The organism is Paractinoplanes bogorensis, assembly GCF_018829635.1.
Lineage (GTDB): Bacteria > Actinomycetota > Actinomycetes > Mycobacteriales > Micromonosporaceae > Actinoplanes > Actinoplanes bogorensis.
Map to the genome: position 1 here is coordinate 146,888 of NZ_JAHKKG010000012.1, position 24,993 is coordinate 171,880.

At 71.9% G+C, this 24,993-nt stretch carries 25 protein-coding genes; 18 read left to right on the top strand and 7 right to left on the bottom strand.

The genetic code is table 11. The features are described from left to right. Nucleotides 1-10 precede the first annotated feature (10 nt). Together KOI35_RS34765 and KOI35_RS34770 are read left to right on the top strand one after the other, a co-directional pair. Entirely contained in the window at nucleotides 11-373 is a 363-nt protein-coding gene (locus KOI35_RS34765; protein WP_203379186.1) for a DUF742 domain-containing protein, read from the top strand. Then, nucleotides 354-971, top strand: a complete 618-nt coding sequence (locus KOI35_RS34770; protein ID WP_215792925.1) for a GTP-binding protein — start codon at nucleotides 354-356, stop codon at nucleotides 969-971. The genes KOI35_RS34765 and KOI35_RS34770 overlap by 20 nt, the downstream gene beginning before the upstream one ends. Nucleotides 972-1,119: 148 nt before the next feature. Here KOI35_RS34770 and KOI35_RS34775 read toward each other — a convergent pair whose 3' ends face one another. Beyond that, a complete protein-coding gene (locus KOI35_RS34775; protein ID WP_215792926.1) occupies nucleotides 1,120-2,265 on the bottom strand; it encodes a uroporphyrinogen-III synthase in 1,146 nt (381 codons plus the stop codon). A 655-nt stretch (nucleotides 2,266-2,920) separates the two neighbouring features. Between KOI35_RS34775 and rplM the strand changes: the two genes are divergently transcribed. The 3 genes from rplM to glmM all read left to right on the top strand — a co-directional run bounded on the left by rplM (nucleotide 2,921) and on the right by glmM (nucleotide 5,355). After that, a complete protein-coding gene (gene rplM, locus KOI35_RS34780) occupies nucleotides 2,921-3,364 on the top strand; it encodes a 50S ribosomal protein L13 (protein WP_215792927.1) in 444 nt (147 codons plus the stop codon). Nucleotides 3,365-3,384: 20 nt separating this feature from the next. Then, nucleotides 3,385-3,891, top strand: coding sequence for a 30S ribosomal protein S9 (gene rpsI / locus KOI35_RS34785; RefSeq protein WP_246614246.1), 507 nt, complete (start codon nucleotides 3,385-3,387; stop codon nucleotides 3,889-3,891). Nucleotides 3,892-4,002: 111 nt separating this feature from the next. After that, nucleotides 4,003-5,355, top strand: coding sequence for a phosphoglucosamine mutase (gene glmM / locus KOI35_RS34790; protein WP_215792928.1), 1,353 nt, complete (start codon nucleotides 4,003-4,005; stop codon nucleotides 5,353-5,355). On the opposite strand, the gene KOI35_RS34795 is transcribed toward glmM, so the two are convergent. Next, the gene (locus tag KOI35_RS34795; protein WP_215792929.1) at nucleotides 5,344-6,522 is read right to left on the bottom strand and encodes a pyridoxal phosphate-dependent aminotransferase; all 1,179 of its coding nucleotides are present in this window, start codon (nucleotides 6,520-6,522) and stop codon (nucleotides 5,344-5,346) included. The two genes, glmM and KOI35_RS34795, sit on opposite strands and share 12 nt — an antisense overlap. 16 nt (nucleotides 6,523-6,538) lie before the next feature. Beyond that, nucleotides 6,539-7,387, bottom strand: coding sequence for an MmpS family transport accessory protein (locus tag KOI35_RS34800; protein WP_215792930.1), 849 nt, complete (start codon nucleotides 7,385-7,387; stop codon nucleotides 6,539-6,541). A 171-nt stretch (nucleotides 7,388-7,558) separates the two neighbouring features. Here KOI35_RS34800 and glmS point away from each other — a divergent pair, with 171 nt between their 5' ends. Then, the gene (glmS, locus tag KOI35_RS34805; protein WP_215792931.1) at nucleotides 7,559-9,442 is read left to right on the top strand and encodes a glutamine--fructose-6-phosphate transaminase (isomerizing); all 1,884 of its coding nucleotides are present in this window, start codon (nucleotides 7,559-7,561) and stop codon (nucleotides 9,440-9,442) included. A gap of 80 nt (nucleotides 9,443-9,522) precedes the next feature. Here the strand turns inward: glmS and KOI35_RS34810 are convergent, their stop codons facing one another. Together KOI35_RS34810 and KOI35_RS34815 are read right to left on the bottom strand one after the other, a co-directional pair. After that, the gene (locus KOI35_RS34810) at nucleotides 9,523-10,977 is read right to left on the bottom strand and encodes an alpha/beta hydrolase (RefSeq protein ID WP_215792932.1); all 1,455 of its coding nucleotides are present in this window, start codon (nucleotides 10,975-10,977) and stop codon (nucleotides 9,523-9,525) included. After that, entirely contained in the window at nucleotides 10,974-11,258 is a 285-nt protein-coding gene (locus KOI35_RS34815) for a hypothetical protein (RefSeq protein WP_215792933.1), read from the bottom strand. Before KOI35_RS34815 ends, KOI35_RS34810 begins: the two co-directional genes overlap by 4 nt. Nucleotides 11,259-11,392: 134 nt before the next feature. Here KOI35_RS34815 and KOI35_RS34820 point away from each other — a divergent pair, with 134 nt between their 5' ends. The 12 genes from KOI35_RS34820 to KOI35_RS34875 all read left to right on the top strand — a co-directional run bounded on the left by KOI35_RS34820 (nucleotide 11,393) and on the right by KOI35_RS34875 (nucleotide 22,916). Continuing rightward, complete coding sequence (locus KOI35_RS34820) at nucleotides 11,393-11,761, top strand: holo-ACP synthase (RefSeq protein WP_215792934.1); 369 nt, start codon at nucleotides 11,393-11,395, stop codon at nucleotides 11,759-11,761. Between the two features lie 33 nt (nucleotides 11,762-11,794). Continuing rightward, nucleotides 11,795-13,249 carry an NAD(P)H-hydrate dehydratase gene (locus tag KOI35_RS34825; RefSeq protein WP_215792935.1) on the top strand — a complete coding sequence of 485 codons (1,455 nt, stop codon included), beginning with the start codon at nucleotides 11,795-11,797 and terminating at the stop codon, nucleotides 13,247-13,249. A 192-nt stretch (nucleotides 13,250-13,441) separates the two neighbouring features. Then, the gene (gene alr, locus KOI35_RS34830; RefSeq protein ID WP_215792936.1) at nucleotides 13,442-14,560 is read left to right on the top strand and encodes an alanine racemase; all 1,119 of its coding nucleotides are present in this window, start codon (nucleotides 13,442-13,444) and stop codon (nucleotides 14,558-14,560) included. Beyond that, nucleotides 14,557-15,621 carry an alpha/beta fold hydrolase gene (locus tag KOI35_RS34835; RefSeq protein ID WP_215792937.1) on the top strand — a complete coding sequence of 355 codons (1,065 nt, stop codon included), beginning with the start codon at nucleotides 14,557-14,559 and terminating at the stop codon, nucleotides 15,619-15,621. Before alr ends, KOI35_RS34835 begins: the two co-directional genes overlap by 4 nt. Beyond that, nucleotides 15,618-16,079: a tRNA (adenosine(37)-N6)-threonylcarbamoyltransferase complex ATPase subunit type 1 TsaE gene (gene tsaE, locus KOI35_RS34840; RefSeq protein WP_215792938.1), complete on the top strand. Its 462-nt coding sequence runs from the start codon at nucleotides 15,618-15,620 to the stop codon at nucleotides 16,077-16,079. The genes KOI35_RS34835 and tsaE overlap by 4 nt, the downstream gene beginning before the upstream one ends. A 3-nt stretch (nucleotides 16,080-16,082) precedes the next feature. Further along, a complete protein-coding gene (gene ung, locus KOI35_RS34845; protein WP_215792939.1) occupies nucleotides 16,083-16,766 on the top strand; it encodes a uracil-DNA glycosylase in 684 nt (227 codons plus the stop codon). A gap of 10 nt (nucleotides 16,767-16,776) precedes the next feature. After that, a complete protein-coding gene (gene tsaB, locus KOI35_RS34850; RefSeq protein ID WP_215792940.1) occupies nucleotides 16,777-17,682 on the top strand; it encodes a tRNA (adenosine(37)-N6)-threonylcarbamoyltransferase complex dimerization subunit type 1 TsaB in 906 nt (301 codons plus the stop codon). Continuing rightward, on the top strand, nucleotides 17,682-18,116 hold the full coding sequence (gene rimI, locus KOI35_RS34855) for a ribosomal protein S18-alanine N-acetyltransferase (protein ID WP_215792941.1): 435 nt from the start codon (nucleotides 17,682-17,684) through the stop codon (nucleotides 18,114-18,116). Before tsaB ends, rimI begins: the two co-directional genes overlap by 1 nt. After that, nucleotides 18,109-19,161: a tRNA (adenosine(37)-N6)-threonylcarbamoyltransferase complex transferase subunit TsaD gene (gene tsaD / locus KOI35_RS34860; protein ID WP_215792942.1), complete on the top strand. Its 1,053-nt coding sequence runs from the start codon at nucleotides 18,109-18,111 to the stop codon at nucleotides 19,159-19,161. The genes rimI and tsaD overlap by 8 nt, the downstream gene beginning before the upstream one ends. 9 nt (nucleotides 19,162-19,170) lie before the next feature. Further along, nucleotides 19,171-19,425 (top strand): hypothetical protein, encoded by a 255-nt coding sequence (locus KOI35_RS34865; RefSeq protein ID WP_215792943.1) that lies wholly within the window; start codon nucleotides 19,171-19,173, stop codon nucleotides 19,423-19,425. 45 nt (nucleotides 19,426-19,470) lie between these two features. Beyond that, nucleotides 19,471-21,162 carry an ABC transporter ATP-binding protein gene (locus KOI35_RS34870; protein ID WP_215792944.1) on the top strand — a complete coding sequence of 564 codons (1,692 nt, stop codon included), beginning with the start codon at nucleotides 19,471-19,473 and terminating at the stop codon, nucleotides 21,160-21,162. Further along, nucleotides 21,159-22,916, top strand: coding sequence for an ABC transporter ATP-binding protein (locus KOI35_RS34875; protein WP_215792945.1), 1,758 nt, complete (start codon nucleotides 21,159-21,161; stop codon nucleotides 22,914-22,916). Before KOI35_RS34870 ends, KOI35_RS34875 begins: the two co-directional genes overlap by 4 nt. Here KOI35_RS34875 and KOI35_RS34880 read toward each other — a convergent pair. Together KOI35_RS34880 and groL are read right to left on the bottom strand one after the other, a co-directional pair. Next, nucleotides 22,906-23,199: a DUF1707 SHOCT-like domain-containing protein gene (locus tag KOI35_RS34880; protein ID WP_215792946.1), complete on the bottom strand. Its 294-nt coding sequence runs from the start codon at nucleotides 23,197-23,199 to the stop codon at nucleotides 22,906-22,908. The two genes, KOI35_RS34875 and KOI35_RS34880, sit on opposite strands and share 11 nt — an antisense overlap. A 121-nt stretch (nucleotides 23,200-23,320) precedes the next feature. Then, nucleotides 23,321-24,970: a chaperonin GroEL gene (groL, locus tag KOI35_RS34885; RefSeq protein ID WP_215792947.1), complete on the bottom strand. Its 1,650-nt coding sequence runs from the start codon at nucleotides 24,968-24,970 to the stop codon at nucleotides 23,321-23,323. Between the last annotated feature and the right edge of the window lie 23 nt (nucleotides 24,971-24,993).

A 24,993-nucleotide genomic window follows, 5' to 3' on the forward strand; every position in this document is an offset into this window, starting at 1 on the left:
GGTGATCGCGATGGGCCAGCCGCAGGATCCGAGAGGCAACCTGGTGCGTCCCTATGCGGTCACTCGCGGACGCACCGAACCGCGCCGGGACATCCCGATCGAGGCCGTGCTGGTCGCCAGCCAGGCCGGTCTGCAAGAAGCCCGGTTCGCCGGGCACGACAAATATCGCATCGCCGTGCTGTGCGAGGCGAAGGCGCAATCGCTGGCCGAGCTGTCGGCGCTCACCCGGCTACCGCTGGGTGTGGCGCGGGTCCTGGTCGCCGACATGGTGGCCGACGGGCTGCTCTCGTTGCACAGCGCCGCTCCCAAAACTGGGTTCTCGGAGCGGATGAACCTGCTGGAAAGGGTGTTGAGTGGACTTCGCAAGCTCTGAGCGGGCGGGGGCACCGAGAGAGATCACCTCCGCCAAGATCGTCGTCGCCGGAGGTTTCGGCGTAGGCAAGACGACGCTGGTCGGTGCGGTCTCCGAGATCGAACCGCTGACCACCGAGGCCGTGATGACCTCGGCCGGTCAGGGTGTCGACGACGCGTCCAAGGTGCCCGGCAAGGGCACCACGACGGTGGCGATGGACTTCGGCCGCATCACGATGGCCGACGATCTGATCCTCTACCTTTTCGGCACCCCCGGGCAGACCCGCTTCTGGTTCATGTGGGACGAGCTCATCCGGGGCGCAGTCGGTGCCGCGGTGCTGGTCGACACGCGGCGGATCGCGGATGCTTTCGCGCCGCTCGACTACTTCGAGAACCGTCACCTGCCCTATCTGGTGGCGCTCAACTGCTTCGACGGGGCGCCGCGCTACGAGCCCGACGAGGTGCGGGAGGCGCTGGCCATTCCGCCCCACGTGCCGCTGGTGATGTGCGACGCGCGCCACCGCGACTCGGTCAAGCAGGTGCTGGTCTCGGTCGTCGAGCACGCGATGGCGACGCTGGTGGCCGAGCAGTCGGGCGGCTATCCGACCCCGGTCGGCTAAACCCTTCTAGATCAAGAGCCTTTTGTCCCAGCGGGGCGGTGGGTACAGACCGCCGCTCCCGCGGGGACCCGTACGATCCGAGCTGGCCGCTGGCGCGTCCAGAGCGCTCGGATCGTACGGGCGACCTGCGTAAATGGGTGCGGTTTCTTCAGACCGGCAGGCGGTAGCCGCGCTTGACGACGGTCTGGATGACGCCGGGGGCGCTCAGGCCGGCTCGCAGGCGGGCGACGGCCATCTCGACGGCATGCTCGTCGGCGCCGCGGGGCAGGGCGTGTAACAGTGCCGCCCGTGACAGGACCCGGCCCGGGGTCGTGGCCAAGGCCCGCAGCACGGCCATGGGGGCGGGTGCCAGCGGGCGCAGCTCGCCGTCGACGATCGCGGCGTGGCCCCGGAGCGTCAGGGAGTGGCCGGCCACCTCGAGGGTGACGGCGCGTTTGGGCAGTTCGTCGACGATCGTGCGGACCAGGGCGCTCAAGCGGGCCCGATGGGGCGCGACGACCGGCACGTTGTGGCGGCGCAGGGGAGCGGCGGTCACCGGACCCACACAGGCGGCCAGCACATCCGAGCGCAGTGCCTCGAGAACCGCCTCCGAGCTCGGGCCGGCCGCGCGCAGCAGGGCCTGCACGGCGGGCGCGGCGGTGAACGTGACCGCGTCGACCAGGCGGGCCGTGATCAGGTCGACCAGGCGGTGCAGCGGCGCCGGGTCGGTCGGGGCGGCCCAGCGGTAGACCGGCACCTCGACCACCCGGGCCCCGGCCTGTTCCAGGGCCTCGGTGTATTCGGGCTGGCTCTCGCCGTGCAGCTGCATCGCGACGGTCAGGCCGGCGATGCCGCGCGACTTCAGGTGGTCGACGACCTCTTCGTAGCTCTCGCCCTCGGGTGACCACTGGTCGTGCAGCCCGGCCGAGCGGATCGCGGCCCGCGCCTTGGGCCCACGGGCGACCAGATAGGCCTGCGAGAGCACGGCCCGCAACGGCTCGGCCAGCCCCCAGCCCTCGGCCGCCTCGAGCCAGCCGCGCATGCCGATGCCGGTGTTGACCAGCACGATGTCGGGCGGGGCGTCGAGACAGGCCCGGGTGGCCGCGCGCAATTCGGCGTCGTCGGCGATCGGCACGATGCGCAGGGCCGGCGCCAGCACCACGCGGGCACCCCGGCTCTCGAGCAGGTTGGCCAGTTCGTCGCGGCGGCGGTCCGCGGTGACACCGATCGTGTAGCCGGAGAGTGATGCGGTCGGCTCCGCGAGGGCGGCCGCTGTGATCACCGTCCGGCGCGTTCCCCCCGTGCGATCGGTCATCCCGCCGGAACCCCCGGTATCGGGACGAGAAGTCGTGGCGCGGCCGGCCGGTCCACCGAAGGGCACGCTCGGAGCCCGCCGTCCTCAGCGTCGACCCGCTCCCATGTCACGCCTGCGTTCTCCGCCGTACCTCCGGCCAGCGCGCGCCACGACTCCTCTTCGCCGAACCGGGGAACCGGTCCGGCGGACACCGTCAGGTCCGTCCTCAACCCTGACGGTGGCTTCTCCATAGTGCGTCCTCGACGCGAGCGGGGGCTACGCCGGACCCGCGTCGTCGAGGTGTCAGCACCATTGGCCATGTCGGAAGAGTGCCGTTGAGGAATTTCGCCCTTGCGTCCCGTTTGTTTCGAGCCTGCTAAGAGGCATCGACCTGTGACGTCCGTGACGCCGGGAGCCGGTCGCCCGGTCCCGCTGTCGGGCGTGTCCGGGAAGCGGGTATGCTGGGTGAGGTTATTCTTGGAGGTCGCGTCCGTGCGCTGGACGGGGCCACCGATCGTGTAGCTCCCGTGCACGTTTTGACCACGCGCCGCACGGCCGGGTATTGTTGCCTGCTGTTGTGCGACAGCTGCGAGCTGACCCTTCCGGGTAGGCTTGACGTTCGCGTTCTTTGCGACCAGCGCGCGACCCCAGACCGACGACAAGACAAGGTAATTCTGTGCGTACGTACAGCCCGAAGCCGGGTGAGATCGAGCGTCAGTGGCACATTATCGACGCTTCCGACGTCGTTCTGGGCCGGCTGGCCACCCACACCGCCACGCTCCTGCGCGGCAAGCACAAGCCGACCTTCGCCCCGCACGTTGACACCGGCGACTTCGTCGTGATCATCAACGCCGGCAAGGTCGCCTTGACCGGCAACAAGCGGCAGACCAAGGTCGCCTACCGTCACTCGGGCTACCCGGGCGGACTCAAGCAGGTCGGCTACGAGGAGCTGCTGTCCAAGCGCCCCGAGAAGGCGATCGAGCTGGCCGTCAAGGGCATGCTCCCGCACAACAAGCTCGCGCGGCAGATCATCAAGAAGCTGAAGGTCTACCCGGGCGCTGAGCACCCGCACGCGGCGCAGCAGCCCCAGCCCTTCGAAATCACCCAGATCGCGCAGTGAGCGCGGGAGAAGGCAGCAGCATGTCCGACGTTATCGAGCCCGAGGTCGTCGAGACCGTCGAGGCCGTCGAGGAGCCCGCTGAGACGGTCGTCGTCGTCGAGGAGCCCGCGCCGGCCCCCGTCCGCGCCCCGCGCCCCGGTGGCCGTCCGATCCAGACCGTTGGCCGCCGCAAGGAGGCCATCGTCCGGGTGCGTCTCGTCCCCGGCACCGGCAAGATCACCTGCAACGGCCGCGACCTCGAGGCCTACTTCCCGAGCAAGGTGCACCAGCAGCTCATCCGTGAGCCGCTGGTGACCGCCGAGAAGGAAGAGCAGTTCGACGTCATCGCCAACCTGCGTGGCGGCGGCATCACCGGTCAGGCCGGCGCGCTGCGCCTCGGCATCGCCCGGGCTCTGATCACCAACGAGCCCGACGACCGTCCCGCCCTCAAGAAGGCCGGCTTCCTCACCCGTGACGCCCGCGTCAAGGAGAGCAAGAAGTACGGTCTCAAGAAGGCCCGCAAGGCTCCGCAGTACTCGAAGCGCTGATTTTGCGCCGAGTCTGACAACGGCCGGGTTGTGCCCCTGGATTTCACCGGGGGCCGCCCGGCCGTTTGCGTTCCCTCCCCTTTTTTACTGCGCGACGCAAAGGAATCCGCCATGGGGCGACTGTTCGGCACCGACGGAGTTCGGGGGCTCGCGAACGGCGAGCTGCTCACCCCGGAACTGGCCCTCAGCGTGGCGGTCGCCGCCGCGCGCGTCCTGGTCGAGAGCGACAGCAGCCACCAGCCGCTGGCGATCGTCGGGCGTGACCCGCGGGCCAGCGGCGAGATGCTCGAGGCGGCCGTGGTCGCCGGGCTGACCAGTGCCGGGGCCAACGTCGTCCGGGTCGGCGTGCTGCCTACCCCCGCCGTCGCGTTCCTCGTCGGCCAGACCAACGCCGACCTCGGCGTGATGCTCTCCGCGTCGCACAACGCAATGCCCGACAACGGCATCAAGCTCTTCGCGGCCGGCGGCACCAAGCTGCCGGACGAGCTCGAGGAGCGCATCGAGCAGGCCATCGAGGACGGGCACGGGCTGATCGGCCGCCCGACCGGCGCCGGCATCGGACGGGTGCATGACCTGCTCGACGGGGCCGAGCACTACGTCAAGCACCTGGTCGGCTCGGTGCCGCACCCGCTCACCGGCATCAAGGTCGTCGTCGACTGCGCGAACGGCGCGGCCAGCGAGGTCGCCCCGGTCGCCTACGAGGAGGCCGGCGCCGAGGTCATCGCGATCCACGCCGAGCCGGACGGCCTGAACATCAACGACGAGTGCGGCTCGACCCACCTCGACAAGGTGCGCGACGCCGTGCTGGCCGAGGGGGCCGACCTGGGCCTGGCCCACGACGGCGACGCCGACCGGTGCCTCGCGGTGACCGCGGCCGGCGACGTGGTGGACGGCGACCAGATCATGGCGATCCTGGCCCTGGCCATGCGCGACGCGGGCACGCTGACCGACGACACGCTGGTCGCGACCGTGATGAGCAACCTGGGTCTGCGGATCGCGATGAAGCAGTCCGGCATCAAGCTGGTCGAGACCAAGGTCGGCGACCGCTACGTGCTCGAGGAGCTGAACGCGGGCGGGCTGGCCCTGGGCGGCGAGCAGAGCGGGCACATCGTGATGCCGGCCTACGCGACCACCGGCGACGGGGTGCTGACCGGCCTGCACCTGATGGCCCAGCTCGCGTCGAGCGGCAAGTCGCTGGCCGACCTGGCCTCGGTGGTGCACACGCTGCCGCAGGTGCTGATCAACGTGCGGGTCGGCAACCGTGAGGCGGGGGCGGCGGCCCCGGCCGTGCAGGCCGCCGTGGCGCTGGCCGAGAACGAGCTGGGCGAGACCGGACGGGTGCTGCTGCGTCCGTCGGGCACCGAGCCTCTCGTACGGGTGATGGTCGAGGCCGCCACCGAGGAGCAGGCCCGTTCGGTGGCCGAGCGGATCGCCGACGAAGTGCGGTCGGCTTCACCGGCCTAGTTTCGCCAATCGTCGGGCCGCTTCGTCGATCACGGACTCGCGCTTGCAGAAGGCGAACCGGATCAGGTGGCGGCCCGCCTCCTGGTGGTCGTAGAAGACCTGGGTCGGCACGGCCACGACACCGCAGCGCTCGGGCAGCGCCCGGCAGAACTCGATGCCGTCGGTGCCACCCAACGGGGTGATGTCGGCCGTGACGAAATAGGTGCCCTCGGACGGCTGCACCGCGAACCCGGCCTCGGCCAGCCCGGCGGTCAGGTGGTCGCGGCGGGCCTGCAACTCGTCGCGGAATCCGGTGAAGTAGCTGCCCGGCAGCCCCAGCGCGACCGCCACGGCGGGCTGGAGCGGACCCGCGTTGACGAACGTGAGGAACTGCTTCACCCGCAGCAGCGCCGAGACCAGGCGCGCCGGGCCGGTCGCCCAGCCCACCTTCCAGCCCGTGCACGAGAACGTCTTGCCCGCCGACGAGATCCGCAGCGTGCGCTCGTGCATGCCGGGGAGGCTCGCGAGCGGGACGTGCGGCTCGGCGGCGTCGGTGAAGACCAGGTGCTCGTAGACCTCGTCGGTGACCGCGACCGTGTCGTGCTCGCGGCACAGCTCGGCGATCAGGCCCAGCTCGGCCGCGGTGAACACCTTGCCGGTCGGATTGTGCGGCGAGTTGAGCAGCACCAGGCGGGTGCGCGGCCCGAACGCGGCCCGCAGCTCACCCTCGTCGAACCGGTAGCGGCCGTCCGGCCCCGGCCGCAGCGTGACCGGCCGGCGTACGGCCCCGGCCAGCGTGATCGAGGCCGCGTACGAGTCGTAGTAGGGCTCGAACGTCACGACCTCGTCGTCGCGCTCGCACAGGGCCAGGACGGCCGCCGCGATCGCCTCGGTCGCACCCGCCGTCACCACGACCTCGGTGTCGGGGTCGCGCGGCAGCCCCCAGAAGCGTTCCTCGTGCGCGGCGATGGCCGCACGCAGGGCCGGGATGCCGGGCAGCGGAGGGTACTGGTTCGCGCCCTCGCGCAGCGCCCGGGCCGCGGCGTCGAGCATCTCGGCCGGGCCGTCGGTGTCGGGGAAGCCCTGGCCCAGGTTGATCGAGCCGGTGCGCGTCGCGAGGGCGGACATCTCGGTGAAGATCGTGGTGCCGAACGGGCGCATCCGTTCGACCAGTGGGTCGCTCGTCACGCGCTCATTTCTACCCTCACTCGATCGCGAAGTGCGTGCAGGACGCCGTGGCCACGGTCGACGAGCTGGAAGTCTTCTGCTTGACCTCGGCCCCGTCGACCAGCGCCCGGCAGCTGATCGTGCCCTCGGTGGTGCCGACCCGCATCGCCACCACCGACACCAGGGTGGGTGTCTCCATCTCGGTGGTGAACTTCCACGGCAGGTCGACGTCCTGCAGCCGCTTGGGGGCGTCGCCGAGCTTCTCGACATAGAGGATCTGGGACGCCTGGCCCTCGCCGGAGACCTCGTAGGTCACCTTGATCGTGCGACCGGTGACGCCGGGTGCACCGGCCGGCAGGCTCGGCAGCCCGGTGGGCAGATCGGGGATCTGCGGCGCGGCCGTGGGCAGGGCCGGGATCTCGGGCAGCGCTTCCTTGGCCTTGTCGGTCGCCTTGCGTACGAGGAGCACGCCCGCGGTCGCGACGCCTCCGCAGAGCAGCAGCGTGACGGCCAGGATCAACGCCACGAACGGCGCCTTGCTGCGGCGCGGCGGGCGCGGCGGCGGCCCCGGCTGGTAGCCCGGAGGCGGGCCGTAGCCGGGCGGGGGACCGTAGCCGGGCGGCGGCGGCTGAACCTGGCCATAGCCGGGTGGCGATGGCTGGGGTGGGCCGTAGCCGGGCGGCGGCTCGTACGCCTCGGGGAAGACGCTGGTCGGCGTCGGCGGGAACTCCGACGTCGGCGGGTAGTCGGGATTCGGCGGCTGTGGCAGCGACGCGTAACCAGGCTTGAACGTGGGCGGCCGCGGGGGCGACGCCTCGGGGCGGTCGAACGGCCTCGTGGGCTCAGAATTGCCGTTCGGCTGCCGATTGTCCGGCTGATTGCTCAACGTGTCTCCCGGGGCGAGCGCGCTGTCGTGGCGCGGTAGCCGACGGTACGCCAGTGACGCCAGCCGTCCGATGGCGCCGTCGGCCGTTCGGCCTGTTTTGCGCAGCCCGTGTGCTCGAAAGGGTGCTTCTCGCGCAACACAGGTGAGCGGAAGTCGGATAGAGTCACGGCCATGTGTGGCATCGTGGGGTACGTCGGCGGTCGACCGGCGCTCAGCATCGTTCTGGACGGACTGCGTCGGCTGGAATACCGCGGATACGACTCCGCCGGGGTGGCCGTGGTCGAGGGCGGGACCGTCCTGACCGAGAAGAAGGCCGGGAAGCTCGCCAACCTGGAGAAGGCACTGGCCGAGGCGGCCGATCCGGGCATCGCCGCCGGTCGCACCGCCATCGGGCACACCCGGTGGGCGACGCACGGCGGTCCGACCGACCGCAACGCGCACCCGCACCTGTCGGCCGACGGCCGGGTCGCGGTCATCCACAACGGCATCATCGAGAACTTCTCCCGCCTCCGGGCCGAGCTCGAGGCGTCCGGCATCGAGTTCACCAGCGACACCGACACCGAGTGCGCGGCCCACCTGCTCGCGGCCGAGATGCGCGCGCTGCGCGAGACGGGCGCGGCCGACGGCCCCGAGCTGCTGGCCGAGGGCATGCGCCGCACGGTCCGCCGGCTCGAGGGCGCGTTCACGCTGCTCGCCATCGACGTCGAGGTGCCCGACGCGGTGGTCGCCGCCCGGCGCAACTCGCCGCTGGTCGTGGGCCGCGGTGACGGAGAAAACTTCCTGGCCAGCGACGTCTCCGCGTTCATCGAGCACACCCGCGAGGCGATCGAGCTGGGCCAGGACCAGGTCGTCCTGATCACGCCGGCCGGCATCGAGATCACCGGCTTCGACGGCACGCCCCAGGAGGGCAAGGAGTTCCACATCGACTGGGACGCCTCGGCCGCCGAGAAGGGTGGCTACGACTACTTCATGCTCAAGGAGATCGCCGAGCAGCCGCAGGCCATCGCCGACACGCTGCTGGGCCGGCTCTCCGATCGCGGCGAGATCGTGCTCGACGAGGTGCGCCTCACCGACCAGGACCTGCGCGACGTCGACAAGATCTTCATCATCGCCTGCGGCACGTCGTACAACGCCGGCATGGTCGCCAAGTACGCCATCGAGCACTGGGTGCGGCTGCCCTGCGAGGTCGAGCTGGCCAGCGAGTTCCGCTACCGCGACCCGATCCTCGACCGGTCCACGCTGGTGATCGTGATCAGCCAGTCCGGCGAGACGATGGACACGCTGATGGCGCTGCGCCACGCGAAGGAGCAGAAGGCCCGCGTCCTGGCGATCTGCAACACCAACGGCTCGACGATCCCCCGCGAGTCGGACGCGGTGCTCTACACGCACGGCGGCCCCGAGATCGCGGTCGCGTCGACCAAGGCGTTCCTGACCCAGCTGGTCGCCTGCTACCTGATCGGCCTGCACCTGGCCCAGATCCGCGGCGTCATGTACGCCGACGAGGTCGCCGCCGTGGTCGAGAAGCTGCAGAGCACGCCGGACAGCCTGCGCGGGCTGCTCTCCTCGATGGAGGAGGTGCGGGCGCTGGGTCGTGACCTCAAGACCGCCTCGACCGTGCTCTTCATCGGCCGCCACGTCGGCTATCCGGTCGCGCTGGAGGGTGCGCTGAAGCTCAAGGAGCTCGCCTACATGCACGCCGAGGGCTTCGCCGCCGGTGAGCTCAAGCACGGGCCGATCGCGCTGATCGACGAGGGCACGCCGGTGGTCTGCGTGGTGCCGTCGCCGGCCGGTCGCGGCGTCATCCGCGACAAGGTCGTCTCGAACATCCAGGAGGTGCGGGCCCGCGGCGCCCGTACGATCGTGATCGCCGAGGAGGGCGACGACGACGTCCGCAAGTACGCCGACCACCTGATCCCGGTGCCCGTGACGCCGACGCTGCTGGCCCCGCTGATGACCACCGTGCCGCTGCAGATCCTGGCCTGTGAGATCGCCTCGGCCCGCGGCCACGACGTCGACCAGCCCCGCAACCTGGCCAAGTCGGTCACCGTCGAATAGCCCCGGTCTTTCCTCCTTGCTGCACGCACTGTCCGCCCAGGCCGCCATCACGCTCACCCGAGCGTGGTGGCGGCCGTGCATCATCGGGCGGTGCCCAGGGTGATCTCGGTCAACGTTCGCAGGGACGGGGAGCCGGGCTCCCAGTAGCCGACGTGACCGCCGCCGGGGGAACTGGCGAAGACGTGGGCGCCGAAGGCCGGGTCGCTCGGGTTGTGACCGAACCACAGGTTGCGTTCGGGCAGGCCGAAGGCGAGCAGCGGCCGTGCGATCGGGCCGCTCACGACCGTGCTGAGGTCGTGCACCAGGCTGCCGGGGGAGACCGCCGCATACTGGATCACGTCGTCGCGTGCGGTCGACGACCACACCTCGCCCGAGGGGATCCGCAGGTCACGAGCCGAGTCGACGCCGACGCCGGGCGAGCCCACGAAGGCCACCGCGTCAGCATCGAGGCCCCCAGCGGCCGCCCGGCCCACGACCAGCGACCCGTAACTGTGGCCGAGCACGACCTGCCGCCCCGGCGGGCCCTCGTGCGCCGCCCGCAACCCCTCCTGGAAACGCCGCAGGGCGGGTGCCCCGGCCTCGGCCCGGCGGGCGCTCGCGGCCTCGTCGACGAAGTCAGGGGCGTCGTAGTCGAGCCACATCACCGCGCTGGTCGCGACGCCCGGGCTCACCTCGGCCGCATGCTCGGCGACCCGCTGGGCGCGGGCCAGCTCACCGCCGTACGAGGCCAGGTCGGCGGTCATCCCCGGCACATGGGTGAGCACGTTGGCGGCCCGGTCGGGGTCGCCCAGGGCCACCACCGCGCGGCCCTCCTCGGCCAGATCGAGCTGTAGCAGGTAGGCCCGCGGACCGGATGCGGTGGCGAGCCGGTCACTGAGCCGGGCCAGCCCGTCGCGCACCTCACGCAGCCGGTCACGGTCCCGGCCCGAGGCGCGGGTGATGGCCTGATCGATCTCGTCGCGCCGGTTGTCGAGCAGCAGCCGGTTGGCGATATCACGGTCGGCGGCCGGCAGCCCGTCCATCCGGGCCAACCACGACGCCTCGGTGGCCAGCAGCCAGTTGCGCTGCTCCCGGGACAGCGCCATCCACCACCGGTGCACCTCGGCCGGTGCGCTGGTGCAGTCGGGTCGCTCGGGCCCGGGCGGCTCGGCGGGGGTGCGAATGGCCTCGGTGAGCGCCTCGAACCGCTCGGCGGCCCCGGCGTCAGCTCGCGCCGCCAGCCCGAGCGCCGCGTCGGCGAGGGACCGGGACAGCAGGGCCCGGGCGCGGCTCAGGGTCGCGGCGAACTCGCCCGCCGCCTGATCGGCGCGCCAGCAGTGCAGTCGGAAGAGGACCAGGCGCCGCCGCAGCGCTTCGAGTCGCTGAACGGCTGCGGTGGCCGCGGCGCCGCGCCAGGCCGCGCGGAGGGCGGCCAGCGGCGGCCCGCACTCGGCGATCAACCGGCCCGCGACCTCGGCCCAGCGCCGCCAGCGGAGAGCCAGCGCCCGCCACCGCGCCGGGTCGGTGACGCGAAGGCGGTCGAGGACGGCAGTCATCGGGTCAGCCGCAGACGGGTCACGGCCCGGGCGTCGGCCAGCTCGTAGTCGGCCGACACGAGAGCGATGCGCCGCGCCGTCTCCTCGATCTCGGCACCGATCGCCATCAGCTGTTGCCGAGCTGCCTCGGCGGCCAGCAGAGCGGCGTCGACGGTGACCCAGCGCGGGACGGTCGGCGGCGCGGGATCGTCGGCCGCGGCCGTCACCCGGTCGCCGGTGGCGGCCCACACGGACGCCGCTCGGCGCAGCGCCTCGGTGTCGGCCTCGAGTTCGGGATTCATCGGCAACCTCCGGGTGGGGCGAGGGGATGCGGCGACGGTAGGGCTTCGCGACCCCGCCCGGGACGGCCTGTGGACAACGCCGACGGTTGTCCACAGGCCCCTTGGCCTCCGGCGACAACCGATAGGGTTGGGCCGTGATCGTGTCAGTCGGTATCGATGTGGTTCTGGTCGAGCGCTTCGCCCGTGCTCTCGACCGGACGCCGCTGCTGGCGGTCCGGCTCTTCACCGAGGGTGAGCGGGTGACCAGCACCGGCAATCCGCGGTCGCCCGAGTCGCTGGCCGCCCGGTTCGCGGCCAAGGAGGCGGTGGCCAAGGCGCTCGGCGCCCCGGCGGGCATGCTCTGGCACGACTGCGAGATCGTCGCCGATCCCGACGGCCGGCCCTGGCTGACCGTCTCGGGCACGGTCGCCGCGGTCGCCGCCGAGCGCGGGGTCAACCGGTGGCATCTCTCCCTCTCGCACGACGGCGGGATCGCCTCGGCGATGGTGGTCGCGGAGTCCTGAGCAGGACGCGTAAAGACAGAAAACGGAGGGTCGATGCGGCAGGCTTGGCGGGTCGCGGACGTACGCGCGGCGGAGCGGACACTCCTGGAGAGGCTGCCCGACGGCACGCTCATGCAGCGGGCCGCCGCCGGCCTGGCCCGGCGCTGCGCGCTGCTGCTCGAAGACGCCGGCGGTGTCTACGGCGCGCGCGTCCTGCTGCTGGTCGGCAGCGGTGACAACGGCGGCGACACGCTTTTTGCCGGCGCCGCCCTGGCCCGGCGCGGCGCCCAGGTGCGGGCGCTGCTGATGCGGCCCGACCGGGTCCACCTGGCCGGCCTGCGGGCGTTACGGGCGGCGGGCGGGTTCACCGTACGGGATCTGCCCGACCACGCCGACCTGGTGCTCGACGGCATAGTCGGCATCGGCGCCTCGGGCGGCCTGCGCCGGGAGGCCGCCGTCGTGGTCGAGCGCCTGAGCCACCTGCGCGGCCGCGACGGACGAAGGGCCGTGGTGGTGGCCGTCGACGTGCCCAGCGGCGTGGCCGTCGACACCGGTGACGTGCCGGGCGACGCCGTGACCGCCGACGTCACGGTCACCTTCGGCTGTCTCAAGCCCGCCCACGTGGTCGGCCCGGCCGCCGTGCGCTGCGGCCAGGTCGAGCTGGTCGACATCGGCCTCGGGCCGGTGCTGCGGGCCGATCCGGCGATCTCGGTGCCCGACGCGGCCGACGTCGCGGAGTGGTGGCCGCACGCGGGCCCGGCCTCCGACAAATACACCCGGGGTGTGGTCGGCATCGCCACCGGCTCGGCCACCTATCCGGGGGCGGCCCTGCTCGGCGTGAGCGGCGCTCTGGCCGGCCCGACCGGCATGATCCGCTATGCCGGGAGCGCCCACGAAGAGGTCGTCCGCGCGCACCCGTCGGTCGTGACCGTGCCCCGGGTAGCCGACGCCGGCCGAGTGCAGGCCTGGGTCTGCGGTTCCGGGCTGGGCACCGACGGCGAGGCCCGCACGACTCTGCGCAGCGTGCTGGCGACCTCGTTGCCGGTCGTGCTCGACGCCGACGCGCTGACCCTGCTGGTCGACGGGAAGCACGCCGATGACCTGCGACGCAACGGGCCGCTGGTGATCACCCCGCACGACGGGGAGTTCAAGCGGCTGGCCGGCGAGGCGCCCGGCACCGACCGGGTCGGCGCGGCGCTCAAGCTTGCCTCCTGGATGAACGCGGTGGTGCTGCTCAAGGGCGACCGGACCATCGTGGCCACCCCGGGCGGCGAGGTCTGGGCCAACCCGACCGGCACGTCCGCGCTGGCCACGGCGGGCAGCGGGGATGTGCTGGCCGGGCTGCTGGGGTCGCTGCTGGCCGGGGGCCTGGCGCCGGAGCGGGCCGCGGTCGCCGCCGCGTACGCGCACGGGCTGGCCGGTCGCCGGGCCGCCGCGGACGGTCCGGTCGCCGCCCCCGACATCGCCGCCGCTCTTCGTTACACCGTGCGGGACCTGACGGGCCGTTGAGCGCCGCCGCTTTCCGTCACACCGTGCGCGACCTGACGGGCCGAGGGCCGTCGCTCTTCGTTACACCGTGCGGGATCTGACGGGCCGAGGGCCGTCGCTCTTCGTTACACCGTGCGGGACCTGACGGGCCGTTGAGTGCCGCCGCTCTTTGTCACACCGTTCAGGACCTGACAGTTCGTTAGGCTGGGAATCATGTGGCAGGCCGAGGTCCGGATCGATCTGGACGCCATCCGGGACAACGTCGCGCTGCTGCGCGCCCGCACCACCGCCGAGGTCATGGCGGTCGTCAAGGGCGACGGCTACGGGCACGGCATGGTGCCGTCGGCACGGGCCGCGCTGGCCGGCGGGGCGACCTGGCTCGGCGTGGCCACGCTCGACGAGGGGCTGGCGCTGCGCGGGGCCGGCGTCGAGGTGCCCGTGCTGGCCTGGCTGCACTCGCCCGGGCTGGCCCTGCACGAGGGGGTCGAGGCCGATCTCGACCTCAACGCGGGCAGCCTCGAGCTGCTGGGTGAGCTGGTGACGGCGGCCCGCAGGGCGGAGCGGACCGCCCGCGTACACCTGAAGCTCGACACCGGCCTGGCCCGTGGCGGCGCGACCGTGACCGAGTGGCCGGCCCTGCTCGAGGCGGCGGCCAAGGCGCAGGCCGACGGCGAGATCGACGTGGTGGGCATCTGGAGCCACCTGGTGCACGCCGACGAGCCCGGCCACGAGACCACCGACCATCAGCTGGCCGCGTTCGCCGACGGGCTGGCGGTCGCCGAGCGGTTCGGCATCACCCCGCGCTATCGGCACATCGCCAACTCGGCGGCCACCCTGACCCGGCCCGACGCGCACTACGACCTCGTACGGCCGGGCCTCGCGGTCTATGGTCTGTCGCCGATCGAGGGGGAGACGTTCGGGCTACGGCCGGCCATGACCGCGCGGGCCCGGGTCGCGCTGACCAAGCGGGTGCCCGCCGGTCAGGGCGTCTCCTACGGCCACACCTATTTCACCGAGCGTGAGACGACGCTGGCCCTGGTGCCGCTGGGCTACGCCGACGGGGTGCCACGGGCGGCCTCCAACGTGGGCCCGGTGCAGCTCGGCGGCAAGCGGCGGCGGGTCGCGGGCCGGGTCTGCATGGATCAGATCGTGCTCGACGTCGGCGACGACCCGGTGGTGGCGGGCGATGTCGCGACGCTGTTCGGGCCGGGCGACGAGGGCGGGCCGACGGCCGACGACTGGGCCGAGGTGGTCGGCACGATCAACTACGAGATCGTGACGAGATTCGGCAGTACGCGAGTGCCTCGCGTCTACGACGGAGGTGCGAAATGAGCCGGCGTAGCAAGCAGTTCGGTATCGCCGGTGCGGCCGTCGGTGTGGTGGCGGCCGGTCTGGCCACCGCGTTCGCCGTCGAGCGGGTGCTGGTACGCCGTTCGATCAGCGCGCCCGGCGACCCCCATGCGGACGAACCGTTCGGCGACCAGCCGTTCGACGAGGAGATGACGGTCACCGCGGCCGACGGCACCGAGTTGCACGTCGAGATCGTCGAGCCGAGCGTCGAGGGTGAGACCAAGCCCACGATCGTCTTTGTGCACGGGTTCGCGCTCGACATGGGCACCTTCTATTTCCAGCGCCAGGCCCTGACCGAACGCGGCGACCATCGGCTCGTCTTCTACGACCAGCCCGGGCACGGCAAGTCGAGCCGGCTCAAGTCCGGCGACTACGACATCGCCGCGCTCGGCAAGTCGCTGGCCGCGGTGCTCGACGCGGCCGTGCCGGAGGGGCACATCATCCTGGTCGGCCATTCGATGGGCGGCATGACGATCATGGCGTTCGCCGAGCAGTACCCGGAGTGGTTCGGTAACCGGGTGACCGGCGTGGTGCTCATGTCCACCTCGGCCGGCCTGATCGACAAGACCAAGCTGGGCATCCCGTCGCTGGTCGCCCGGGCCAGTTCGCCCTTCTTCCCGCTCTGGGGCAAGGCGGCCCACCTGGGCGGCTCGTCGATCGACCGGGCCCGGGTGGTCTCCTCCGATCTGGCCTGGCTGCTCACCCGCCGGTATGGCTTCGGCGAGCCCAAGCCCAGTCCGTCGTTGGTCACCTTTGTGGAGAACATGAACTCCAAGACGACGGTCGAGACGCTGACCAAATATCTGCACACCCTCTATACCCACAACCGGTTCCCGGCGCTGTCCGTCCTGCGGGGCGTGCCGGTGCTGGTCATCGTGGGCACGCGTGACTACCTGACCCCGGTGACCCACTCCGAAGAGATCCTCAAGCATCTGCCCGACGCCGAACTCGTCAAGGTCGACAACAGCGGGCACGTGGTGATGCTCGAGAAGGCGGACGAGGTCAACGCCGCGCTGCTCCCGTTCCTGGACAAGATCTCGTGAAGCTGCCGACGGTGGACGACACCCGTGCGTGCGGGGAAAGGCTTGCCTCGATCCTGCGCGCGGGCGACCTGGTGCTGCTGACCGGCCCGCTCGGCGCCGGCAAGACCGCACTGGCCCAGGGCATCGGGGCCGGGCTCGGGGTGACCGACGCGATCACGTCGCCGACCTTCGTGATCGCGCGGGTCCATCGAGGACGGATCCCGATGGTGCACGCCGACGCGTACCGGCTGGGTGACAAGCCCGACCCGCGGGCCGAGATCGACGACCTCGACCTGGACGCCGACGCGGACGCCGCGGTGACCGTGGTGGAGTGGGGCGCCGGGATGGTCGAGCAGCTCAACGACGAATACCTGCGGGTACGCCTCGACCGGCTGGACGACGACACCCGGGTGCTCGAGCTGATCCCGCACGGCGGAGACTGGGCCGCACGCATCGCGCGTCTTCACACCGAGGAGTGACCTTTGAATCTGGCGGAGTTGCTGCCGGTCGAGTGGCGGACCGAGCTCGAGGGTTTCCTCGACGAGACGGCCACGGCCGCGCTGGGCGAGTTCGTGAGCTCGGAATACGCGACGCACACGATCTATCCGCCGATCGAGGACCTCTTCTCGGCATACCGGCTGTGTCTCCCCGGACAGACCCGGGTGCTGATCCTGGGGCAGGACCCCTATCACGGCCCGGGCCAGGCCCACGGGCTCAGCTTCAGCGTGCGCGAGGGTGTGAAGGTCCCGCCGTCGCTGCGCAACGTGTTCAAGGAGCTGTCCGAAGACGTCGGCATCGCGCCCCCGGCCGCCGGTGATCTGACCGGCTGGGCCGAGCAGGGCGTGCTGCTGCTCAACGCGGTGCTGACCGTCCGGGCCGGTGCCGCCGCGTCGCATGCGGGCAAGGGCTGGGAGGCCTTCACCGACGCGACGATCGAGGCCCTGAACGCCCGCGACGACCGGGTGGTGTTCCTGCTCTGGGGTGGGTACGCGCGGAAGAAGGCCGCGCTGATCACCAACCCGGCCCACGTGGTGCTCGAGGCGGGCCACCCGAGCCCGCTCAACCGGGTCGGTTTCCGCGGCGCTCGTCCGTTCAGCGCGGCGAACAAGGCCCTGGCCGACGGCGGTCGCCCGGTTGTCAACTGGGACCCGCGTTCCGGGGGCTAGGGTTCCAGACGTGCTCGTACTGGCTCTGGATACCGCAACCCCCGCGTCGACCGCCGCCCTGGTCGAGGTGACCGCCGACGGCCTGCGCGGCATCGCCGAGCGGCGCACCGTCGACCCCCGTGCCCACGGTGAGAAGCTGGCTCCCGAGATCGAGTCCGTCCTGGCCGAGGCCGGGGTGCGGCCGCGTGACCTCGGCGCGATCGTGGCCGGTCTGGGGCCGGGGCCGTTCACCGGTCTCCGCGTCGGCCTGGCCACCGCGGCCAGCCTGGGACAGACATTGACCATTCCCACGTACGGGGTGTGTTCGCTCGACGGTCTGGGGCGCGCGGCGGGCCCGGGTCGTGTGCTGATCGCGACCGACGCCCGGCGGCGTGAGGTCTACTTCGCGACCTATCTCGACGGGGTCCGGGTCGCCGGGCCCGACGTCGCCCGTCCGAGTGATGTGGCGGCCGCGATCGTCCGCGCCGGCACCCCGGCTCGCAGTCGTGCCCGCAACAGCGCCGCCACCGAGGCGGCCGCGCTGGCCGAGTCCGAGACGCTCGAGGCGGCCACGGCTCTGGTCGGTGCCGACGCCGCGCGGGTGGCCGCGGCGCTGGCCCGGGCCGAGGCCGCCCATCTGATCGGCCAGGCCACCGCGCGGGACGACGGCATCGACCTGACCGGGCGCGATCCGGGCGTACGGGAAACCGGGGTTGCCTCTCTGGTCGACCGGGCGGCCGGCGAGGGTGCGCTCAAGTACGGCGACGTCTTCGGGGTCCCGGTCGAGGAGCATCTGCTGTTCCCGCCCGGTGCGGCGCTGGTGGCGCTGGCGGCCGACCGCATCCGGGCCGGCGCGCCGGGTGAGGTCCTCACGCCGCTCTATCTGCGCCGCCCCGACGCGGTCGAACCGACGGCCCGTAAGCCGGTGCTCACCTGATGCGGATCGAGCGGTTCCGCTGGTGGCACATCGCCGACGTCGTGCCGGTCGAGGAGGATCTCTTCGGCTCCGAGCGGTGGACACCCGCGATGTTCTGGAACGAGCTGGCCCAGCGCAACTTCTACGTCGTCGCGCTCGACGGTGACGAGCTGCTCGGCTACGCGGGTCTGAACACGTACCCGGACGAGGCGTGGGTGCAGAACATCGCCGTACGCCGGTCGGGTCAGCGCCGCGGCACCGGGCGGGCGCTGCTCGAGGCACTGCTCGGTGAGGTTGCCCGGCTCGGGATCAAGCAGACCCTGCTCGAGGTCGCGGTGGACAACGAGCCCGCCCAGCGCCTCTACGCGACGTACGACTTCGAGCCCGTCGGTCTCCGGCGTGGCTACTACCAACCGAGCAACACGGACGCCCTGGTGATGATGCGCAATGGCTGACGAGCCCCTGGTCCTCGGGATCGAGACCTCCTGCGACGAGACCGGCATCGGCATCGTCCGCGGGCACACGCTGCTGGCCGACGCGCTGGCGTCCAGTGTGGACCAGCACGCCCGCTTCGGCGGGGTGGTGCCCGAGGTGGCCAGCCGGGCCCATCTCGAGGCGCTGGTGCCGACCATGCAGCGGGCCCTCGACGAGGCCGGGGTGAAACTGGCCGACATCGACGCGATCGCCGTGACCAGCGGGCCCGGGCTGGCCGGGGCGTTGCTGGTCGGGGTGGCGGCGGCCAAGGGGTACGCGCTGGCCGCCGAGAAGCCGATCTACGGCGTCAACCACCTGGCCGCACACGTGGCGGTCGACACGCTGGAGCACGGCCCGCTGCCCGAACCGGCGATCGCCATGCTCGTCTCCGGTGGACACTCGTCGTTGCTGCTGGTGGACGACCTGACCAACGGGGTGACGCCGCTCGGGGCGACGATCGACGACGCCGCCGGGGAGGCCTTCGACAAGGTGGCCCGGCTGCTCGGGCTCGGATTCCCGGGCGGGCCGGTGATCGACCGTACGGCCAAGGAAGGTAATCCCGCCTCGATCGCCTTCCCGCGGGGACTCACCGCGCCCAAGGATCTCGCGGCCCACCGGTTCGACTTCTCCTTCTCGGGTCTCAAGACGGCCGTCGCCCGCTGGGTCGAGGCCCGCGAACGCGCCGGCGAACCGGTGCCGATCCCCGACGTCTCGGCGTCCTTCCAAGAGGCGGTGTGCGACGTGCTCACGGCCAAGGCGATCGAGGCGTGCCGTACGCACGGAGTGTCCACCCTGGTCATCGGGGGCGGCGTCGCGGCCAACTCCCGGCTGCGCGTGCTGGCCGAGGAACGCGCGGCCAAGCACGGCATCGAGGTGCGCGTCCCCCGGCCCTCGCTCTGCACCGACAACGGCGCCATGGTCGCGGCCCTCGGTTCCCGGCTGGTCGCGGCCGGCGTCGCGCCGAGTCGTCTCGATCTGCCTGCCGATTCCGCGATGCCATTGACCTCGGTCAGTGTGGCGGGGTAGGAAGCGAACATGATCGCGCGGATGTGGGAGATACGCGCCTCGGTCAACGGCTTCGACGAGCTGCTGACCTGGGTCTGCGACGTGGCCGTGCCGCGCGTCGAGGTGCTGCCGCAGCACGTGTCGAGCGACGTCTTCTCGTCCACCGACAACCGCATCGTGGTCATCTCGAAGTGGCGGCACAGCCCGGAGAGCCTGCCCGCGCCGCCGCCCAACCTGATCGCCCGCGCGCCGCACGTCTGGGACTTCACGCCGGTCGATCGGTAAACCCGTCGCGGGTTGTCGTACCCCGCCCGTAACGTCGGGGCCGCGATGAGAACCTATCCCGACCCCGATCCCGGCATCCCCGACCACCGCTCCCCGATCGCCTATCTGCGGTGGGTGGTCCGGCGCCACTGGCGATCGGTCTACGCGGCGATCGGGTTCGCGATCCTCTGGATGCTCTGCCAGGCGTTCGTGCCCGCGATCGTGGGCAAGGCGATCGACGCTGCCACCGACGGCGACCGGTCCGGCCTGCTGACCTGGAGCCTGGTGCTGCTCGCGGCCGGGCTGGGCCAGGCCGTGTTCGGCATCTGCCGCCACCGGTTCGCGGTCACCAACTTCATCGGCGGCATGTTCGCCACCGTGCAGGTCGCGGTGCGGCACGCCGGGCGGCTCGGGTCGGCCCTGTCCCGCCGGCTCGGTGCGGGTGAGGTCGTCGCGATCGGCACGTCCGACATCCGCCAGATCGGCAGCGCCGTCGACATCACCGCCCGCGGCACCAGTTCGCTGCTCGCCGTGGTCGTGGTCAGCATCATCCTGCTCACCACCTCGGTGCCGCTCGGCCTCGTGGTGGTGTTCGGCGTGCCGCTGCTGATGGGGATCGTCAGCCTGCTCATCCGTCCGCTGCACCACCGTCAGCAGGCCTCGCGCGAGCAACAGGGCCGGCTCACCGGGCGCGCGGCCGACCTGGTGGGCGGTCTGCGGGTGCTGCGCGGCATCGGCGGCGAGGCGGTGATGGGCGAGCGCTACCGGGCCGAGTCGCAGCTGCTGCGCGCGGCCGGCGTCCGCACGGCCCGGGTCGAGGCGTTGCTCGAGGCGGCCCAGGTGCTGCTGCCGGGCATCTTCCTGGTGCTGGTCACGTGGCTGGGCGCCCGGTTCGCGCTCGACGGGCACATCACCGTGGGTCAGCTGGTCTCCTTCTACGCGTACGCCGCCTTCCTGGTCACGCCGTTACGGCAGCTGACCGAGGCGATCGACAAGCTGACCCGCGGCCACGTCTCGGCCCGCCGCGTGGTGGCCATGCTGCGCACGACGACCGACCTGCCCGACCCGGCCGACCCGGTGGCGCCCGAACGGTTCGCCGGCGAGCTGGCCGACCCCGCCTCCGGGGTGACCGCGCGGCCCGGCGAGATCACCGCGATCGTCGCCACGGTGCCGGCCGAGGCCGCCGCCGTCGCCGACCGGCTGGGCCGCTACGCCGAGGGCGCCACCGTCGACGGCCTGCCGCTCGACGCGTTCGCGCTGGCCACCGTGCGGTCGCGGGTGCTGGTCGCCGACAACGACGCCCGGTTGTTCACCGGGCCGATGCGGTCCGATCTCGACCCCGGCGACAGCGGCCGGCTGCCCGCGGCGTTGCACACGGCGGCCGCCACCGACATCGTCGAGGCCCTGCCCGACGGGCTCGACAGTGAGGTCGCCGAGCGCGGGCGCACCTTCTCGGGCGGCCAGCAGCAGCGGTTGCGGCTGGTGCGGGCGCTCGTCGCCGACCCCGACGCGCTGATCCTGGTCGAGCCGACCAGCGCGGTCGACGCCCACACCGAGGCGCGCATCGCCGATCGGCTGCTGACCGCGCGCGCCGGGCGCACCACGGTGATCGTCACGTCGAGCCCGCTGGTGCTCGACCGCACCGACCGGGTGCTCTTCGTCGAGCGCGGCCGCGTGGTCGCCGACGGCACCCACCACGAGCTGCTGACCAGTTCACCCGGCTATGCGCGCACGGTGCTGCGAGAGGACGAGTCGTGAGCAACCTGCTGCCCGTGGCCGACACGACACAGGTGCGCCGCTATGCCCGCGACCTGTTCCGGCGCTATCCGCGCGCGCTCACCATCACCCTGACGCTGCACGTGGTGGCCGCGATCGCCGGGCTGGTCGGTCCCCGGCTGCTGGGTGACCTGGTCGAGGCGATCCAGCAGGGCCGGGGGGCCGGCGTGGTCGACCGGCTCGCGGCGCTGATCGCCGGGTTCGTCGTGGTGCAGGCGGTTCTGGTCCGCTTCGCCTACGTGGCCTCGGCCCGGCTCGGTGAGCAGGTGCTGGCCCGGCTGCGCGAAGAGTTCGTCGACCGGGTACTCGCACTGCCGCTGTCCACGGTGGAGCGGGCCGGCTCGGGTGACCTGCTCACCCGCACCACCCGCGACGTCGACGCGCTGTCGCGGTGCGTCCGGTTCGCCGTGCCCGAGACGATGATCGCGCTGATCACGGTGGGTCTGGTGGTCGGCGCGCTGGCCCTCACCGGGCCGCTGCTGGCCCTGCCGCTGTTCGTCGCCGTGCCGATCATCGTGGTCGGCACCCGGTGGTATCTGCGCCGCGCCCCCGCGGGATATCTGCGGCAGAACGCGATGTATTCGACGGTCACCGACGGGCTCGCCGAGACCGTCGAGGGCGCCCGCACGGTCGACGCGCTGCACCGCCGCCGGCAACGGATCGAGCGTTCCGACGCCGACCTGAGCCAGTCGTGGGCGGCCGAGAAATACACCCTCTTCCTCCGTACGGTGTGGTTCCCGCTGATCGAGGTGAGCTATGTGCTGCCGGTGGTGGCCACACTGCTCGCCGGCGGTTGGCTCTATCTGCACGGCACGGTGTCGCTGGGTCAGCTGACGGCCGCGGTGATCTATGTGCAGCTGCTGATCGACCCGCTCGACCGGCTGCTCGGCTGGCTCGACGAGGTGCAGATCGGGGCCGCCTCCCTGGCCCGGCTGCTGGGCGTGGCGGCCGACGACGAGCCCGACCGGTCCGGCCCCGAACCGGACGGCTCCCGCATCGAGGTGCGTGACCTGCGGTTCTCCTATGTGACCGGCCGCGAGGTGCTGCACGGCCTCGACCTGACTCTGGAGCCGGGGGAGAGGCTGGCCGTCGTCGGGCCGTCCGGTGCGGGCAAGTCGACGCTGGGCCGGTTGCTGGCCGGCGTGCACGAGCCGACCGGCGGCACGATCCGGGTGGGCGGGGTGTCGCTGCACGACCTGCCGCTCGACCGGCTGCGGACCGAGGTGGCGCTGGTGACGCAGGAGCATCACGTCTTCATCGGCACCGTGCGCGACAACATCGCGATGGTGCGGCCCGGCGCCGAGGTCGATGCCGCGCTGGCCGCCGTGCACGCGCTGGAGTGGGTCCGGGCGTTGCCCCAGGGGCTCGACACGGTCGTCGGCGAGGGCGGTCATCCGCTGACGGCGGCCCAGGCGCAGCAGCTGGCGCTGGCCCGGCTGGTGCTGGCCGACCCGCACACGCTGGTGCTCGACGAGGCGACGTCACTGCTCGACCCGCGGGCGGCGCGCGACCTGGAACGGTCGCTGGCGGCCGTCCTGCACGGGCGCACGGTGGTGGCGATCGCGCACCGGCTGTTCTCGGCCCACGACGCCGACCGCGTGGCCGTGGTCGAAGACGGGCGGATCACCGAGCTGGGCTCGCACGACGAACTGGTCGCGGCCGACGGGCCGTACGCGGCTCTGTGGCGCTCGTGGCACGGCGAGCGGGACCGTGGCGACGAGTCGGTCAGGATCTGAGGGCGATGAAGAAGCCCAGCAGGATCAGCACGACGGCGGCGATGGCGAAGAGGACCAGCAGGTCGCGGCTCGGCTCCTCGGCCACCGCGGCGACCGCGCCGGCCGGCTGGGCGTCGGCCGGGAGGTCCTGCACGACGGCGGCCAGTTCGTCGAGGGTGCGGGCGCTGTGGGCCGTGCGGGCCCGCTCGGCGAACTCGTCGAGCGTGAGGCGGCCGGCGCCCGCGTGCTGCTCGAGCGCGGCCACGGTGCGCTCGCGGTCCTCGTCGGAGGCACGGATTTCCACGGCCGCACTCTACCGCCGCCACGCCACGATGGCCTGAACAGACCGGTCTGTTTCAGCGCTTGAGGTCATGCAAAAGGGCGCGCCCCGCGTGGAGCGCGCCCTTTCGAGGTGAAGCAGTGGATCAGAAGCCGGGGCCGTGCTGGTGGCCGTGGCCACCGTGGCTGTGCCCGTGACCGCCACCGGCGGCGGGCTCGGCCTCGGCCGGCTTGTCGACCACGAGGCTTTCCGTGGTCAGCAGCAGACCGGCGATCGAGACGGCGTTGGAGACCGCGTTGCGGGTCACCTTGACCGGGTCGATGATGCCGGCCGCGGCCAGGTCGACGTACTCGTCGGTGGCCGCGTTGAGGCCGTGGCCCCAGCCCAGCTCGGCCACCTTGCCCACCACGACGTAACCGTCGTGACCGGCGTTCTGCGCGATCCAGCGCAGCGGCTCCACCAGCGCCTTGCGGACGATGGAGACGCCGATGGCCTCCTCGCCGGTCAGGCCGAGGCCGCTGTCGAGCTCGGTGGCCACCTGCGCCAGCGCGGCGCCGCCACCCGGGACGGTGCCTTCTTCGACCGCTGCCTTGGTCGCCGCGATGGCGTCCTCGATGCGGTGCTTGCGCTCCTTCATCTCGACCTCGGTGGCCGCGCCGACCTTGATCACCGCGATGCCGCCGGACAGCTTCGCGAGGCGCTCCTGGAGCTTCTCGCGGTCCCAGTCGGAGTCCGACGCCTCGATCTCCTTGCGGATCTGCGAGACCCGGTCGGCGACCTCGGCGGACTTGCCGCCGCCGTCGACGATCGTGGTGTTCTCCTTGTCGACCACGACGCGCCGGGCGGTGCCCAGCATGTCGAGGGTGACCTGGTCGAGCTTGTAGCCGAGCTCGGGGGCGATCAGCTCGCCGCCGGTCGCGATCGACAGGTCCTGCAGCATCGCCTTGCGGCGGTCGCCGAAGCCGGGCGCCTTGACGGCGACGACCTTCAGCGTCTTGCGCAGCGCGTTGACCACCAGCGTGGACAGGGCCTGGCCCTCGACGTCCTCCGCGATGATCAGCAGCGGCTTGCTCGACTGCAGAACCTTCTCCAGCAGCGGGAGCATCTCTTCGATGCTGGAGATCTTCTGAGTCGTGATCAGGATGTGCGCGTCTTCGAGGACGGACTCCTGCGACTCGGCGTCGGTCACGAAGTTGGGCGAGATGAAGCCCTTGTCGAACTGCAGACCCTCGGTGACGTCGAGCTCGGTCAGCATCGCCGAGCCCTCCTCGACGGTGATGACGCCGTCGCGGCCGACCCGGTCCATCGCCTCGGCGATCAGCTCGCCGATGGTGGCGTCCTGAGCCGAGATGGTGGCCACGTTGGCGATCGCCTTGTGGTCGGCGACCTCGACGGCCTTGGCCAGCAGGGCCTTGGAGACGACCTCGGAGGCCTGGTCCATGCCGCGCTTGAGGCCGATCGGGTTGGCACCCGCGGTCACGTTGCGCAGACCCTCGCGCACGAGCGCCTGGGCCAGCACGGTCGCAGTGGTGGTCCCGTCGCCGGCGACGTCGTTGGTCTTGGTCGCCACCTCCTTGACCAGCTGGGCGCCGAGGTTCTGGTACGGGTCGGTGAGCTCGATCTCCTTGGCGATGGTGACGCCGTCGTTGGTGATCGTGGGCGCGCCGAACTTCTTGTCCAGGACGACGTTGCGGCCGCGCGGGCCGAGGGTGACCTTGACCGTGTCGGCGAGCGAGTTGACGCCGTGCTCCAGCAGGTGGCGGGCGTCGTCAGAGAAGCTGAGAATCTTCGCCATATTTGGTCCCTTCACGCACCAAC

What these genes read in the sequence shown, in the direction of transcription:
- KOI35_RS34865 (WP_215792943.1), top strand. Translation starts at nt 19,171, where the DNA reads ATGATCGCGCGGATGTGGGAGATACGCGCCTCGGTCAACGGCTTCGAC.
- alr (WP_215792936.1), top strand. Translation starts at nt 13,442, where the DNA reads ATGTGGCAGGCCGAGGTCCGGATCGATCTGGACGCCATCCGGGACAAC.
- KOI35_RS34815 (WP_215792933.1), bottom strand. Translation starts at nt 11,258, where the DNA reads ATGAATCCCGAACTCGAGGCCGACACCGAGGCGCTGCGCCGAGCGGCG.
- KOI35_RS34765 (WP_203379186.1), top strand. Translation starts at nt 11, where the DNA reads ATGGGCCAGCCGCAGGATCCGAGAGGCAACCTGGTGCGTCCCTATGCG.
- groL (WP_215792947.1), bottom strand. Translation starts at nt 24,970, where the DNA reads ATGGCGAAGATTCTCAGCTTCTCTGACGACGCCCGCCACCTGCTGGAG.
- rimI (WP_215792941.1), top strand. Translation starts at nt 17,682, where the DNA reads ATGCGGATCGAGCGGTTCCGCTGGTGGCACATCGCCGACGTCGTGCCG.
- KOI35_RS34870 (WP_215792944.1), top strand. Translation starts at nt 19,471, where the DNA reads ATGAGAACCTATCCCGACCCCGATCCCGGCATCCCCGACCACCGCTCC.
- tsaD (WP_215792942.1), top strand. Translation starts at nt 18,109, where the DNA reads ATGGCTGACGAGCCCCTGGTCCTCGGGATCGAGACCTCCTGCGACGAG.
- glmS (WP_215792931.1), top strand. Translation starts at nt 7,559, where the DNA reads ATGTGTGGCATCGTGGGGTACGTCGGCGGTCGACCGGCGCTCAGCATC.
- KOI35_RS34775 (WP_215792926.1), bottom strand. Translation starts at nt 2,265, where the DNA reads ATGACCGATCGCACGGGGGGAACGCGCCGGACGGTGATCACAGCGGCC.
- KOI35_RS34835 (WP_215792937.1), top strand. Translation starts at nt 14,557, where the DNA reads ATGAGCCGGCGTAGCAAGCAGTTCGGTATCGCCGGTGCGGCCGTCGGT.
- rpsI (WP_246614246.1), top strand. Translation starts at nt 3,385, where the DNA reads ATGTCCGACGTTATCGAGCCCGAGGTCGTCGAGACCGTCGAGGCCGTC.
- KOI35_RS34810 (WP_215792932.1), bottom strand. Translation starts at nt 10,977, where the DNA reads ATGACTGCCGTCCTCGACCGCCTTCGCGTCACCGACCCGGCGCGGTGG.
- glmM (WP_215792928.1), top strand. Translation starts at nt 4,003, where the DNA reads ATGGGGCGACTGTTCGGCACCGACGGAGTTCGGGGGCTCGCGAACGGC.
- KOI35_RS34825 (WP_215792935.1), top strand. Translation starts at nt 11,795, where the DNA reads ATGCGGCAGGCTTGGCGGGTCGCGGACGTACGCGCGGCGGAGCGGACA.